The following is a 16,531-nucleotide window of genomic DNA, read 5'->3' on the forward strand; positions in this document are numbered from 1 at the left end:
ACACCGACATACTGGAAGGCAACCTGGGCGGAGAGGGCAACATCGACCGCTTTTCCGGTAAATTTAGTGTGGAATTTAACACGGCCCCCGTGCTCGATGTGCCCATTGTGGCCAACTATAAGTATTATACGACATACAGCAACATGCTGGATTTTAACAGCAGCAATGTCACTGCCGATATGCTGGGCATAGATGACACTCATGTCGTTGGTGAAGGTTACACCTATGACTTTGACGGTGACGGCAACTATGAAGCCGATGATGACCGTGACTGGCTGATCAACTGGGTGCGCGGTTACAAAGACGGGGCCAGCACCAAAAAAGACTGGCTGCTGGGCGCCATCGACCACTCCATGTCGGCGCTGCAGACCCCGCCGTCTTTGCCCGATTGGTATTACGGTACGGCGGTCACCAAAGCAGAGCGCAAAAGCTTTAAGCAATTTGTGGAAGACAATGCCACTCGTAAAACCGTGCTTTACAATGGCGCGCGCGACGGCATGCTGCATGCTTTTGACGCCGGAAAATTTCGCCATCCGGAAAGCGGCGAATGCCCCGACGGCAACAATCGCGGCTGTTTTCTGGGCGAAGATTACGGCACCGGCGAAGAGCTGTGGGCCTTTATTCCGGCCAACCTGCTTCCGCGCCTGAAAAACAACGTGCTGCAGGGCGATGATCAGGCCTATGTGGACGGCTCGCCTTCGCTGGCCGATGTGCGCATCTACAATGAATCTTTAAGCAAATGGGAATGGAAAACCGTGCTGCTCTCAGCGCAGGGCAACGGCGGGGACACCATTTTTTGTCTGGATGTCACCGATCCTGAAGATCCCAAATTTATGTGGGAATTTGCCGACCCGGATCTGTTCCGCAGCCGTTCCTCACCGTCGGTAGGCAAGATTGGCCGTATTATGGTCGGCGGTGAACCGGTGTGGGTGGCCTTTTTTGTCTCGGGCAAAACCTACGATGCTGCCATGTATCCGTCCATTTACCTGATCAACGTGGCCACCGGAGATTTGGTCAAGCGTGTGATGCTGGATGACGACGCCAGTGGTGTGGGCGGTGTGCCCAGCGGGCAGCCCTCGATCATTGATTCCGATGGCAACGGCTATATTGACCGCATGTACATCGGCACCAACAAGGGCTTTTTGTACAAGGTCAATATTCCCGATGATCCGGATACCAATGATCTTGAAAAAATGCAGTTTAGCAACTGTGTGATCAACCGCGATTTTACCGATACCAATGAGCCGGCCAATTCGGTGGCTGTTGATCAGCGCTATCATCCGATTTACGGCACACCGGTGGTCATTGTGGACAACGGGGTTGATGCGGACGGCGCCATTACCTACGACATTAAGATTTTGTTTGGCACCGGCGACAGCCCCTATTATGACGAGGACATCGACATGGGCAACACGCGCTACCACTTTTTTGCCTATCGCGATCAGACCAAAAAAGGCGAATGCGACGACAGCAAGGTCTTTTTAGACTGGTTCATAGAGCTGGCTGAAGGTCATCGCATCTTTTCTTCGGCCTTTGCTTCAGCGGGTAAGGTGTATTTTGGCACCGCCACATCAGAGACCGAAGATCCCTGTGATGGTCCCAGCACCGAGGGGCTGACGTCTCTGGGTGATATTTATGTCATTGACCTTGCCACAGGAACTGAGACCAACAAACTCAACGTTGGCAACACGGTGATCACGCCGATCGTCTACGATGAGCACCTGTATGTCAAGTCATCTTCAGCCGAGGTGCAGTCTTTTGGCAGCGGCCAGTACGACAACGAAGTGCTCAAGGCCGGTTTTCCCAAGGTGGAAATCAAGGCCTGGCGTGAGTTCTTTTAAACGGGCCGGCGGACAAACCGCTAAATAACCACCACTAACCTGGACACAAAAGGGCGGGGACTTTCCCCGCCCTTTTTTTATTGGAGGAAAGAGGTCAGGCAAATAGCTCGTAGCTCACAGCTGATAGCTCAATGAAGACGCTGCGAATAAATTGAACTTGCGATCATTTTAACCACAGAGGACACAGAGAGCACAGAGTTAGTAAAGCTCATAGCTCAAAGCCTGAAGCTAAAAGCTGAATGTTGTTTCACCGCAAACCTATTTTCGCTTTGGCAACCTTTGAACCTTTGAACCCAGAACGCTGAACCATTATTTTATTTAACACCCTCCCTTAATGCCGCAATCACCTATTTTTATCCGTATGACCGACTTTTTGCAGTGCACCATACGCCTTGCTTGCCCTGTGGAATGCAGCTTCGCTACCCTCCGATAGGAGGATTCCACTGGGGCGCTTTGAGCCTCGAAAGAAAAAATCTTTAATCATATTTATGGCTTAAGTATTTTGTAGAAAGTGCCGATAACATAACAGGGCATTTATATGCGGGTGAAGTGCGTCCTTTCAAAACCCGTCGCGCAGGCATTGAATCCAGCTGTAAAAATTTTTACAAATTTTGCCGGATGAAGCAAATTTACAGGAGCTTAAGAATTAAAAAAATATAATAATTACAGTAGGTAAAAGCTTAAGTCGGGCACGCTAATTGTATTTTTAGAAAGCACATATTCGTGTTCCAAATAGGCAATTATGATTTTGGAAAAGCTGCTCGTACGTGATGCATCAACAAGTATAGACCGCGAAAATTAGGAAACATCTTGGATATACTGAAAAAGAAAAGCACCAGAATTTTCAAAATTCTTAACAGCGGAGTACCCGCAGCCTTTCTTTTTGCGACAATCATCCTGCTGATCATAACTGTAACGGCCAATGCAGCCGCGCCTGGTGGAGAATGGTGGGACGGTAATTATCAGAGTCGCAAGAAGATTACAATTACAACCGGCGCAACGGGTGCGCCAATAGGATACTCTGTCTCCTTTACCGAGGACACCGCGTCTCTTATCGCCAGTAGCAAACTTCGATCCGAGGGTAATGATTGGCGTATAGTTTACTGGAATGGTTCGGCATGGGTGGAGCTTGACCGTTGGGTGGATGACATCATAGGTGATGGTTGGAACACAGCCAATACAATTACCTGGTTTGAGACTCAGGCTGCGATCGGCGCTACCTCTTCAGATGACAACTATTATGTCTATTACGGATATACTGGTGAAACCCAATCTGCGCCAGCATCCATGTCAGACTCCATGGGTGCGGACGCCGCTTCAAAGGTTTTCTGGTATGCAGATGATTTTGAAGAGCATGCCGCCAGTACAGACCCCGACGGTTGGACCGACCAGGGTACAGAAGATTTTAAAGTCATGCTCCATGGTTCTGAAAAATGGCTCCAGGCCCAAACCTCCGATAACTGGGAAGATGGTTCAACAGCTTCCAGTATGGCCAACGTTGGTGATGCGATCTGGAGCGCCAAGCTCTATTACCATCAAGCCGGCACTGGTGGTGAATGGGGTGGAATCGGTGTTCATATTGGTAATGGCAATGTTGGTTACATTGTAATCGTCATGGATGGTTATTGGTACAGGGCTGATGAAAACTGGGGTGATGCAACTGGTTGGCTGGCGAACGCAGATATTCATTTTCCACTGGGGACGAAAGGACGAATTGAACTAGTTACCAGTGGCACCACGCTTGATGCCTATTGGTACAATCCTGCGGGTTACAGTCCGGAAAAGGTGACCATATTCACAGGTTTCAACATGCCTGCAGGTACAGGAAAACTGGCTGTTTATATCGAACGTCCCTGGACTAACCCCCCTAATGACAGATGGATCGATGCGGATGATGTTATCGTGCGCAGATATGTGAATCCCGAGCCTACCACCAATCTAGGCAGCGAAGAAGCCCCTGGAGTTGCGTTTACTCAAAGAGATTTTCGCTGGTATGAAAATATCGATGCCCTTCAACCGACCAATCCTTTAGCGGGTGAAAACAGCACGGCAACCATTTCTACTACAACCGACCCGGTTCGTCTCCGTATGAATGTAACGGTCTCTGATTTTGATTTGGTTGGTTCTTCGCAAGATTTTAAACTGCAATATGCCACCAACACCGTCGGTCCCTGGACAGATGTTGGAACCGGCGAAGGCACCCTTATTTTAGCCAATCCGAATATCCAAGTCATCGATCAGCTAACCGGACTGTCGGGCACAACGCCTACAGCTATAGAATTGGTAGGATTCAGGTTGAGCACGACGAGTGCAACCTCCACGGTATCCGAGATCGCTGTCAATCTATCCTACTCGGGCATTGTGGATGGAGATGTCAATAATTTCCGGCTTTACAAAGATTCAGGCACCATCGGCACCTATGAGTCTGGTACAGACATTCTGGTGGACACGGTGGCTGGCAATCCTATCAGCGGTGCGGTGACATTTTCCTCTTTAAGTGAGTCCATCGGCATCAGCCCAAGCCATTATTTGATCATCTATGATTATGCTAATGGGCTCTCGGCCAGCGACCAAATAACAGCAGGTATTGGCACTGCTGATATTACCACGACAGCCTCAGCCAAATCCGGAAATCTCACCAACGAACCGACCCATACGGCTTCTACTGCTGCTGGATCTGTAAGTTACACTGAGGTTACTTCCGGAGCTAATTTAGGAACAAGCCCAGGCGGTGGCGGTATCGTATTCTTTGATGGCAACAATGACGGCTATTTAGATGTGGCTTTGAATGACGATGTCTATACCACCACAATTGTAAGGCTCAGACAAAATAACGGCAATAATACGTTTACGGATCGTGATGCCCAAATAACCCTGACAGACCTCGGTAGAGGTCTTGGTTCAGGAGATTTTAATAATGACGGCTGGGAAGATATTGTCTGGGGTTATGGGGTCGAGCTCCAAGTCAACTCCGGACAACCGAATATTACGTTTACTTTAGCCACTCCTCCTGAAAATAATGACGAAGCGTTGATGTTTGCGGACATAGATGGTGATGGTGATTTGGACATATGGAACCCTGGGCAAAGTTTTCTCTGGCAGAGAAATGATGGAGGAACCACATTCGTGGGCCAGACAACTATGCCCGGTAACGTGGGATCGACTGCCAACGGTGAAGGCGCCACGGCTGCGGATATCAATAACGATGGCCATATCGATTTTTTGTGGGCGAATTCCACGAGCACCTGCGAGGCGTATACGAATAATGGAAATTATACTTATACGCTTGATAGTGATGTAAACATTGATTCTGGGCCGGGAGATATCTCCGGCTTACCAATGAATGTCGGAGATCATGAAAACATGGAGTGGGCCTGGGGCGATTGTGACAATGACGGAGATTTGGATGTTTTCATATCAGGGGCTGACAACGAGGGACTGTATATAAATGACGGGGACGGTGACTTTACCAACGAAGGCGCTGCAAGGGGGGTGTCGGGCTTCAACGATCCAATTGGGGCAGACTGGGGTGATGTTGACAACGACGGCGATTTGGATTTGATCATTGCACTGAATGGCGTCGCCTCCCGTCTCTATATCAACGATGGTACGGGTAGTTTCACGGACGATGCGGTTGGCGCTGGTATTGGAACCATCGGTGACCTCGGTAAAACGGTTGGTTTCTTTGACTCAGAAAATGATGGGGACCTTGATATTCTGGTTAATGATCCAACCAAACTCTGGCGCAACGCTCTTAATGACCTAAACAGTGGTAGCTATTTAAGGGTTATCGTAAAAGGAAAAGGAGGACCGAACTTCGCTCCGATTACGCCAATCGGAGCACAAATTGATGTATTTGAGACGGGCACCAGTAATCTCGTCGGTCACAGGGAAATATTCGCATCGTTTAACCAGCTGCAGCCGCCCAAGTGGCAACATTTTGGTCTGCCTGCTTCATCCGGCGGCGGAAGCGGGGCCTATGATGTTACGGTCACATTTCCAAGCAGTGGCACTGTCGTTACCCGATCCGGTGTGGTTCCTGCTAATGAGTCCATCCAAATTGGTGCGACAAATCTAAATCAGACCATTGAAATTCATGAAGGCGAACTCGGCTTGGCCAATCCAACTTCTCAGGTTGTCAATCAACTGGGTGGAGAAGCAGGCAACACCCCCACTGAAGTGGAATTAGTGGGACTGAAATTGAACACGTTTACGGGCACGGCCGCAGTTTCTCAGATAGTGGTCAATCTTTCCTACACAGGAATCGTGGACGCTGACGTGAATAACTTCCGGCTTTACCAGGACCTTGGAACCATTGGCACCTATGAGTCCGGCATTGACACCCTGGTCGCAACGGTGGCCGGCAACCCCACCAGCGGTACGGTGACATTTGACGGTCTAAGCGAATCCATCGGCACCGCGGCAAATCATTACCTGTGTATTTATGATGTTGTAAATCCGCTCGCTGCCGATGATCAGATTACGGCCTCCGTTGGCCCCTCCGATATTACCTCTGCGGCTGCACTTATATCCGGCGATTTGACCGATGAGCCGACCCATACGGCAGTAAACGTCGGTGTCTGGCAGTTCTACGATAACGGTTCTGTTGCAAACGGGGCTACGATTACCTCTACTCTTCTTTCTGCGTCCGATGTAAATGAGTCCTATGGCGAAAGTAATCCCACGGCCTCGAATCCCAATGGTATCACAGTGGGCCAGGAGGGTGAATGGGATTATGCCCTGGATCCCGCAAATATCAGCAATACTAGCTATTATTTCCGCATGGTGGAATCAGACGGGACACCTTTCAATTCATATGCAAATTATCCAACTATTGATGCCACCGGCACCGGCGTCTTTCAATACAGAAAATCGATTACCATTCCTGCGGCGAACCTGAGTGGAAATTGTTCGGCCGACCTGGATGATTTCCCCCTTCTCATCAGCATCACGGACCCTGACCTTCGAGACAAGGTTAGGGGCGATGGCTATGACATTGTCTTTAGGTGGGATGACGGTACCTGCGGAGGAAGTTCGTGTCAAGGCTTGTACCATGAGATTGAACAGTGGAACAGTTCAACAGGAGAGTTAATCGTCTGGGTGAGAATTCCTACGCTATCTGAATCGTCAGATACAACTATTTATATGTACTACGGGAACCCCTTCGTCGATGTGCCCACTGAAGACCCGGCAGAGGTCTGGGATGCCAATTACGTGGGTGTCTGGCATTTGCATGAGAGTCCCAACGACGGTGTGGCTGGACACGTGGATTCAACAGGTAACCTCAATGTTGGCACACCACAGAACTTCCAGGACGGTGGTGGAGGCTCCACCAATGCGACTGGAAAAATAGGTGGGGCAGACTATTTTGCTGGCGACGATGATCTTGTAGATTGCGGTAATAATGGCATTCTCAATGTCAACTATCTCACGATTGAGCTCTGGATCAATATTAATAGCTGGGTGAGTGATGGCGGCATTCTGGCAAAAGGTGATAACGCCTACAGGCAATACTGGATGTGGACTTATGATAGTGCCGGGGCATTTGAAGTTGATGAAGGCGGCCATCACAATCATGGTTGGGATTTTCCTGCTGGAGAGTGGGTACATCTATCCATGACCTATAACGGGTCGAATGTCATTACATACAGAAATGGCGTACAGGAGAATACTTATCCTCAAACAACCGGCATCATCGACAGCCAGACACCGAATTTGTTTTTCGGATACATCCCGAGCTTCAATTATTTTGACGGCAGCCTGGACGAAGTTCGCATCACCAATGGAGTGCGAGATCTCTGCTGGATTCAAACCTCTTTCGCCAACCAGAACAATCCGGGCGATATCGGCAGCCCCGGATTTTACACCATCGGCGGTGAGGAAGGCAACCCGGCGACGTCTGTCTCGTTGATTTCCTTTTCGGCTGCAGGCGACGGCAATGCGGTTAACGTGGCATGGCAGACCGCACGTGAGTTTGACAACGTGGGCTTTCACCTGTACCGCGCGCAAGCTGCGGGCGGACCCTACACACGCATAACCGACAAGCTCATATCGGCCAATCCGCAGCAGAGCAGAGGGGGCTACTACAGCTATCTGGATGCCAATGTCAGTGTTGGGCAGCTGTATTACTATAAGCTTGAAGACATCGATGTGTTTGGCAAGCATACGCTGCACGGGCCGGTGTGTGTGGACTGGGATGCGGACGGCATGCACGATGACTGGGAGATTAGCCATGGCCTTAGTCCCTGGATCAATGATGCGAATATCGACTCTGACGGTGACGGGCTGACCAACTTAGAAGAATATGAGCGCGGCACCGACCCGTTTAACCCCGACAGCGACGGTGACGGGATCTTGGATGGCGATGAAGATGGCCGCATCGAACGCTCAGAAGATAACGGTGCGCGCCAACTGACCCGCGGCATCGAGGTGCTTTCCGAAGATGAGAGCGGCATGACCCTGGAGCTGATCACCACAGCTTTTAACGCTGAAGTGGTCACAGCGGGCAGCGAAGAGTTTGAACAGCTGTCGATTGCCGAATACGTGCATGGGTTTACATCCGAGCTTGGTACCCCGCAGCTGCCGCTAAGAGGCATGCTGATCAATGTGCCAGAAGGTAGGGTGGCGCAGTTGACGGTGTTGAGCAACACCGTTGAGCCCCATTACGGTTACCGCGTCTATCCGGTGCCCCAGGACGTACTCGACGTTCAGGGTGCAGCTTCAGCAGTGGGCCAGGAGTTTGTGCAGGATCAAACCGCTTACAACGTGGACCAGTTTTATCCACAGGCAGTAGCCGAACTGGGCCAAAGCTATGTGCTGCGCGAGCAGATCAAACAACAGGTCATCTTTTATCCGCTAAGCTTTAATGCCGCCAGCGGTCAGCTTAATTTTTACCGGCGCATTAAAGTGCGCATTGATTTTATCGATGCCCATTATGCCCATTTAGAAAGCTTAACCAATCAGCCCTGGCAGCCGCCCAAAGCCACCGCGGCTTTGATGGCACCAATTGCCGTTGGGTTGGCCGCTTGTCCCTTGCTGGCCAACCCCATCAGCCCGCTGCTCTCATCGCTGGGCGCAGCGATTGCTGCGGTGTGGAGCCCGCCGCAAGGCGACGGCTCTGCGGTTTACAAGATTGTCACTTCTGCCGAGGGCATTTATCGTATTGAGCGCGCCTGGCTGCTGGCACAAGGCCTTGATGCAAGCGAGGTCGATGACATCGATCTTGACCAGGTGCGCCTGTTTAACCGCGGCGAGGAAGTGGCGGTCTACGTTGAAGATCAGGCAACAGCGGGCCAGCTGGATGCCGGCGATTACATCGAGTTTTACGCTGTTGACCTTACCGCAGCTGAGACCAAATACAGCACCGAAAATGTCTACTGGCTGACGCCAAGCGGCGGGGCGGGGCTGCCCAAACGCATGGGGGCCATCGATGCCGCACCTACCGGTGGCGGTCTGCTGTCAGATGATTTTGACCATACCGCACACCATGAACTTAATCAGGCCTACTGGATCAAAGCGCCCGGCGCTGATGACATCGAGCGCTGGTTTTTTAACTCCTATGTGCAGGGCGATGAGCACGGCGGCGGGGGGCTGCCGGTGCCCTTTACCATCAGCGTGCCGGCTCCGGTCGGCAGCGGCACCTTAAAGATATCGATGGCTGGACAAACCACTACCGACCATGTGGTTGAAGTGGTGATCAACGGTGAGTCACAGATCATTAACTGGAGTGATATTGCCTACACCGAGGCCATATTAACCGATGTGCCCTTAAACCCGGGTGATAATACGGTTACTTTGCAGTGTCTAAGCGCAGACGGCAACGACTCGGTTATCGTGGATTTTTTTGAGATCAGCTACCGGCGCGATTATGTTGCCGGCGCTGACGATACCTTAAAATTTGCCCCTGACGCCGGTGATCTTTATTTGATTGAAGACTTTACCAGCAACAGCCTGCTGGCCTATGACATCAGCGACCCCACCGATGTGGCCATTTTAGAAAACGGGGTGATCAGCGGTGCCGGCCCCTATGACATCGAGCTTGAGCCCGCCAGCCCCGGTGATAGCTACCTGGTGGCGGCAGCTGCGGCGATTAACAACCCGGATCGGCTGGCAGTTGAGCGCACCTCCACGCTGTCTGATACGGCCAATGGGGCCGACTATATCCTGATCACCCACCGCGATGTCGGCTGGGACGGCAGCGACCAAAGAGCGTGGCTGGAGGATCTTGTGGCCCTTCGACAGGCTCAGGGCTTTAGAGTGTTTGTGGCTGATATTGAAGACATCTACGATGAGTTTAACTACGGCATTCAACACCCGGCAGCCCTTAAGGATTTTCTATCCTATGCCTACAGTGATTGGGAAACGCCCGCACCCGGTTATGTGCTGCTGGTCGGAGACAGCACCTATGATCCCAATAACAACTGGGTGGCTGGCGATACCACACCCTATCTGCCCGCATATCTGATCTTTACCGACTTTAAGGGTGAGACAGTTTCCGACAACTGGTTTGTGACCATCAGCGGCGATGATGCAGTGGCTGATATGCACATTGGACGCCTGCCGGCAGCCGATGACAGCCAGGCTGCCACCATGGTCGATAAGATCATCACCTATGAGAGCAGCCCTAACAGCAAGTTTGTCGACCCGGATGCCTGGGAGAAAAATATTTTACTGGTCGCAGACGACCAGCGGCCCGGTGAGGACTATGCCTACGAGGCGGTCTTTGAGATTATGAACGACACCGCTGCGGACATGCTGCCAACCGGCATGGCTGCCCCGGTTAAAGGCTATCTGGCCGATTATGTGGATGAGGACTTTTTAACCGATGATATCATCGATGCCATCAACGACGGGGTGCTGATGGTCAACTACTCGGGTCACGGGGCCACCCAGATCTGGGCGGATGAGAACATCTTTAATGCCGGTGATGTGGCTTCTTTGACCAACACCGACAAGCACCCGTTTTTTGTGTCCATGAGCTGTGAGACCGGTGTGTATACTTACCCCGAACCTTTGGGTTTTGCCTCGCTGGCAGAGGCCATGCTGCGCTCAGATGCCGGGGCAGTGGCGGCCTTGATGCCCACGGGCATGACCACCACCCCGGGCCAGGAGATTTTAAACAACGCGCTTTTTGAGGCCATCTTTACCGATGATGTGCGCACTCTGGGCCCGGCCATCGCAGCAGCCAAACAAACCCTTTTGGCTAACGGTGATGCCTATTATGAGCAGATTGCGGCCACCTTTATGCTGTTTGGCGATCCGGCCACAACGCTGAAGGTGCCCCTGCCCTACAAACCCAACGATGTGCGCGCCAAACGCAAAGACAAAAAGGTGCGCATTCGCTGGCATGCGGCCACCGATTGTGACGGCAACCCGGTAGACGGCTACAACATCTACTGGGCAGCCACCGCAGCAGGGCCCTTTAGTAAGATCAACGTCGATCCGGTCACCGAGCTGGTCTATTTTGACAGCCAGATGGGGGTGGGCATCGATGCAGGCGGTGGCAGCGGCAGCGGCTATTATGTGGTCAGCTCTGTGGACAGCGCAGGAGATGAAAGTGTGCAGAGTCTTGCGGTCAGACCCGCAGCCGCGGCTGCTTCAGCCGGCAGCAGTGTGGTGGGGTGTTTTATATCATCCGCTCAAGATACAATGTCGCTCAAAGCAATGGGGTTGGTTGTACTATCGATTTTGGCCTTATGTATCTGGCGCAAGGCAAAAGGCAAAGGGCGAAAGGAATATAATCCAATAGACCGAAGCGCATCGATTCAGTAATTACTATCTGTTTTCTGACATCTGTCCTCTGACCTCTGAAAATTGAGCTATTGAAGTGGCACACAGTTTGCAAAATATCAATTCGTCATTTTTGCCTTTAATTGGCTCAATACGGGTGAAATTTTTTTATTTGATATAATTACAATATGTTAAAAGAAAATGTGAACAGGATAGAGACTATGAACGGACTGAATCGGGTGTACCAAAAGAATCAAAATTTTGTCTTTCGTCAAATTGATGATGAAACTCTGCTGGTTCCCATCAAGGATAGTGTCGGTGATATGGGGTCCATTTACAATTTAAATTCGGTGGCGGCGTTCGTGTGGCAGCATCTGGACGGCCAAAATTCACTAAAGGATATCAAAGGCTTAATTGAAACTGAATTTGAGGTATCCGGTCCAGTTGCCGAGCAGGATCTGACGGATTTTGTCGCTCAATTAGATAAAATTGACGCTATATTTCAAGAAGCTTCAAATAAGGAGACTGAGTAATGAAATCAGCTGAAAAAAAAGAATACCAAAAGCCCAAAATAACCCAAATCAAACTGGATGCGGCCTGTGCTGTTTTAGGTTTTTGCAAGACTGGAGGCAAAATAGGGCCCGGAGCGCCGGGTTGTAGCAGTGGATCGGCATGCGATTCACTTGGTTCCTAATAGCTGTATTATTCAATCGATAAATCTCCCGAATGACCAACCATATCAAGATTGAAATAGCCGGTGTGTGTATCGCCATTGAAAGCGAAGGTGGGCTTGACGACTGGGATGTCGATGCCGCTTATCAACCCTTTGTCTGCGACCAACCGGCAGACATACACCTGCGTCTGCTGCCGGGTAATCCGGCCATCTCCGGCACGGCAAAGGTATTTGACGGTTCACCGATCTGGACCCTCCATCGTCAAGGAGATAGGACCGCCTTTAAAATTTTTGATCACCTGAACGATCAAAAACGCGTGCTTGTATTGGATCCGGAAATTCGCGCAGTAAAGCTTTACTTTCCAAATCCCAACACTGATTTTGTAAATCCCTTTTATGGGCCGACCATCGAACTATTGTTGATCCAATACCTGGCGCGGGAGCGGGCGATGATCGTGCATGCCTGCGGAATCGATGACGGCGACCGCGGCATGCTGTTTGTCGGTGAATCCGGCGCCGGGAAAAGCACCTTGTCGAATTTATGGTATCAGGGCAGCGGGGCAGTTTTTAGTGATGATCGCATCATTGTGCGTAAAAATGGCAGCGCCTACTGGATGTACGGCACGCCCTGGCACGGCGAAGCCAGATTCGTATCAGCGCGCAGTGCCAGATTGACGCAAATCTTTTTCCTGCAGCACGCTCAAGCCAATGAAATACGGCCATTGAACCGGGCCGATACGGTGGTCGAATTTTTGAAAGTGTCGTTTCCTCCCTTCTGGGATAGCCAGGGGGTTGAATTCGCGATGGCGTTTTTAAGTGATCTGACCGAGACAGTACCGTGTCAGGCACTGTCGTTTAAGCCTGATATTAGTATCGTTGATTTTATTAAAAGACTTGATCAAGGATAATTCACCGCAGATTCAAACTGATTTTATTGAACCGGAGATTAATTTATCCTCAGATTACACAGATTAACGCAGATTAAAATATAAGTTAAAAGATTTTGTCAAATTAGACGTGCAGACACCCTGCGATAAAATATTGTGCTGAACGCACTCACCATAAAATTGGGATCTGTATTTAGGTAAAAAAATAAATATTGAAATTGCCCGAAAGGCATGAAGTAAATAGCCGCCCAGGTCGGGCGGCTATTTATCTGCACATGTCTGCGGTTAAAATAAATCATTTTTATGGATTCGATAGAAAATAAAATTTTGCTGGCGGCTGGCCATATTGATCCGGATGCGGATCAGCAGGCACAGCTCCGTGAGCTGCTGGCCGGGGACTATGATCAGGATCACCTGATTCGCCTGGCGCGCAAAGAAGGCATGTCCGGGCTGCTGTATAAAAGCCTCAAAAAAGCCGGTATCCTTGGATACCTCGGTCACCGGCAAATGCAGCATTTGCAATCCTTTTATTACCGCAGCGTTCAGCAGAATCTAAACACGATTCATGAGCTAAAAGAAATATTGCGGCGTTCAAATATAAGCGGGATTCAGGTAGTGCTGCTGCAGGGGATCGCTCTTTTTGAGAAGGTATATAAAGATATCGGATTGCGGCCGCTGACAGACATCGATCTGTGGGTGCTGCCTGATAGGCGGGAAGCTTTTGACACCCTTATAACGAATTTGGGCTATCAACCGGACCCACTCTATCCGGGGACCTTCAAAAAAGACCAGACCATCGTTGATATCAACTCGCACATCCTGTGGGCAGAGCGTATCAAAAGCCGGCAAGGTCTTCTGGCAAAAAGCCAGCATGCGATTCATGATGATATTGATATTCTGCGCTTCGAAGGCCAACCGGCCGGATGTTTGAATGCGGTTGACCAGGTGCTCTATTTGAGCCTGCATGCGTTTAAGCACTGTGCGAGTCGCTTAATCTGGCTGGTGGATATCAAAGAATTGATCGCAGATTGGCAATGTGCTGATTGGAAAGCGCTGTTTGACCGTGCCGCGGAACTAGGACAGACTCAGATCGTCTGCGACATGATTTACTTGATAAAGCACCTGTTTCAGCTTAAACTGCCGGAAGAAATTGAACAGATGTTTGCCGAACAGGGCTTCACATGGCTGGAACGCTCTATTTTAGCGAGACGCTTGAACGGAAACCACCTGCCGGATTGGGCCCCGCTGTTGTTGTTTACGTCCGGGAAAGATTTGAAAACCCGGGTGTGTTTTGTTTTTGAGACCCTGTTTCCGAGACCGGAGATTCTCAGGCAGGTATTTGCAAACTCTGCAAAGTCGAATGTATGGCATCTATATTTGAAAAGGTTTTTACAATTGCTCAGCCATGCTAAATTGTAAAACACTTTTTTCACCGCCCGCTTCGCTCAAGGCGCAGAGCTCGCAGAGGGGATATAACTTTTGATTTGTCGTTGAGAGGACGACAAATCAAAAACTCTCAGCTACTTTGTGGCAAATAATATCCCATCTCTATATCCCACTTAAAGAATATGAATCGATAAAATTACCTTAAAATGGCTAGTCATTATTTTTTGAACTTGAAGCGCTCAATTTTGGTTTTGATATGCCAGCCTCTTCTGATCAGGTACTAGTAATATTTCAACCCTGCGATTCAATGCGCGGCTGGCTTCATTTTCATTAGATGCTGAGCTGACGGTAAACCCAAATCCCTTCGACAGCAGGCGGTCTCCCTCAATACCTTTTTGCACCAAATACTGTTCCACTGTGCGCGCTCTTTTTTCGGAAAGCGTCTGATTGTATGCTTGCGTACCGATACTATCGGTGTGTCCATGGATCTCGGCTTGCGTCATTGGGCTGCGGTTTAGCATTTCAGCCGCCTCATCCAGAGTCGAATAATACTGGGACTTCAATTCAGCGCGATCAAAATCAAAAAGGACATTTTGGAACTGACCGTCAGTTTTAGCCAAAGCAGCTACAGCGTCTCTTTGATGGCCGTTTATTTTTTGCCGGTTGGCAGCCTGGGCCAGGTTTGAACGCCTGGCACAGCCGTCCATACCCACTTCTGCACCTGCAGGCGTGTCCATACACAGATCAGCATAGTCGGGAATTCCGTCACCATCCCCATCGGCTTCAGAAAGCGCCGTACCGCCAAATGTTTTTAGGATCATTTTGGGGGCGTTAAATTGGATGCTCTTTACACGGGTTCTGTCCACGGTTATTTCGGAAACTGATTCCGGGGCTACTCGAAATTGATCTTGCTTCAAGATGCCAGTGATCAGATCACCGTTTTCGAGTAATATTTCAGTGCCATCCTGGTAGTTATCTGCAAATTCAAGCCGGTTGATATTTTTTGGCTGAATTGTCTTGGTGATAAAATTGGCACGGATCTCCAAAGATGTATCCAAGAATTTACCGGAAAAGCGATCGTTGTTTTTCATGGTAATGATAGTGGTCGTTGCCTGTCGGCTTTGTGCTCTGAACTCTCGCCATATACGCGTTATCCTGCCTTTATCTATTGTTCGTTTCCTGCCGTCTTTCTGTATAAATTGAACGTTTGCATTCAACAGGCGTCCACTAAACTGATCATTGTTGACGGTTTCGATAATCCATTGACCGGCGGCCCCATCTTTAAAATCAATGCTTTTTAAAAATTCCGTTTTAATACGAATGTTTCCATAGGGGGTTTGCACCGTGAAAGCGGGATTCTGAATGATGCCCACTAATCTGTCCTCGTCTTTGACGTACACGATATCTGCCTGACCGACAGCCGGGCATAAAAATGCAATGGCGATCAGGATGATTAAAATGTTTTCGATTTTATTCATGAGGCTAAACCTCCTAAATTACAACAATTTAAGAAGTCATCTCAAAAATGCATCTAACGCTCAAGGGCTGTGTTCTCCAGGATAAATGGATCACACATCTATTTTAATGAAGATTAAGGTGTGCGTAAAACCGATTCAAAATGCTCGAATACTATCGTGTATGCTCCACTTTTGAATCGGTTTTCGCCTTGCCCTTGAGCGTGATCTACTATTTTTGAGACGGCTTCTAGTACTAAAGCACTTTGAGTTATAAATGATGGGAGCCATCTGGTAATATATCGGCCAGTTATCTAAAAACCTTTATTAGAAGCTGTTTTTAAAATGCATCTAATGTCCAAGGGCTTTGTTATAAACCGATTCGAAATACTCGAATACTACCGTGTATGCTCCGTTTTCAAATCGGTTTATGTCGCGCCCTTGAACATGATCTGCTATTTTTAAGACAGCGTTCAAGGCTAGGCGTCATGATGTTCAAATATTCAAGGGCGCTGTATTTACTGGGAAATCTCTAACAAAGGCAATGATGTTTGGGGCATG

The 16,531-nt window shown here is 49.5% G+C and carries 7 protein-coding genes; 6 read left to right on the top strand and 1 reads right to left on the bottom strand.

The genetic code is table 11. The features are described from left to right. The 6 genes from QNJ26_14525 to QNJ26_14550 form a co-directional block, all read left to right on the top strand. Nucleotides 1-1,841, top strand: a 1,841-nt coding sequence (locus QNJ26_14525; protein ID MDJ0986754.1) for a PilC/PilY family type IV pilus protein, incomplete at its 5' end; no start/stop codon positions are given. Between the two features lie 810 nt (nucleotides 1,842-2,651). Then, nucleotides 2,652-11,612, top strand: coding sequence for a DUF2341 domain-containing protein (locus tag QNJ26_14530; GenBank protein MDJ0986755.1), 8,961 nt, complete (start codon nucleotides 2,652-2,654; stop codon nucleotides 11,610-11,612). Between the two features lie 179 nt (nucleotides 11,613-11,791). Next, the gene (locus tag QNJ26_14535; GenBank protein MDJ0986756.1) at nucleotides 11,792-12,103 is read left to right on the top strand and encodes a PqqD family protein; all 312 of its coding nucleotides are present in this window, start codon (nucleotides 11,792-11,794) and stop codon (nucleotides 12,101-12,103) included. Next, entirely contained in the window at nucleotides 12,103-12,264 is a 162-nt protein-coding gene (locus QNJ26_14540) for a hypothetical protein (protein ID MDJ0986757.1), read from the top strand. Before QNJ26_14535 ends, QNJ26_14540 begins: the two co-directional genes overlap by 1 nt. A 32-nt stretch (nucleotides 12,265-12,296) precedes the next feature. Next, entirely contained in the window at nucleotides 12,297-13,151 is an 855-nt protein-coding gene (locus QNJ26_14545) for a hypothetical protein (protein MDJ0986758.1), read from the top strand. 282 nt (nucleotides 13,152-13,433) lie between these two features. Further along, nucleotides 13,434-14,549, top strand: a complete 1,116-nt coding sequence (locus tag QNJ26_14550; GenBank protein ID MDJ0986759.1) for a nucleotidyltransferase family protein — start codon at nucleotides 13,434-13,436, stop codon at nucleotides 14,547-14,549. Between the two features lie 206 nt (nucleotides 14,550-14,755). On the opposite strand, the gene QNJ26_14555 is transcribed toward QNJ26_14550, so the two are convergent. Next, the gene (locus QNJ26_14555; protein ID MDJ0986760.1) at nucleotides 14,756-15,994 is read right to left on the bottom strand and encodes an OmpA family protein; all 1,239 of its coding nucleotides are present in this window, start codon (nucleotides 15,992-15,994) and stop codon (nucleotides 14,756-14,758) included. Between the last annotated feature and the right edge of the window lie 537 nt (nucleotides 15,995-16,531).

The sequence above is a fragment of the Desulfobacterales bacterium genome (genome assembly GCA_030066985.1).
Classification (GTDB): Bacteria; Desulfobacterota; Desulfobacteria; order Desulfobacterales; family JAHEIW01; genus JAHEIW01.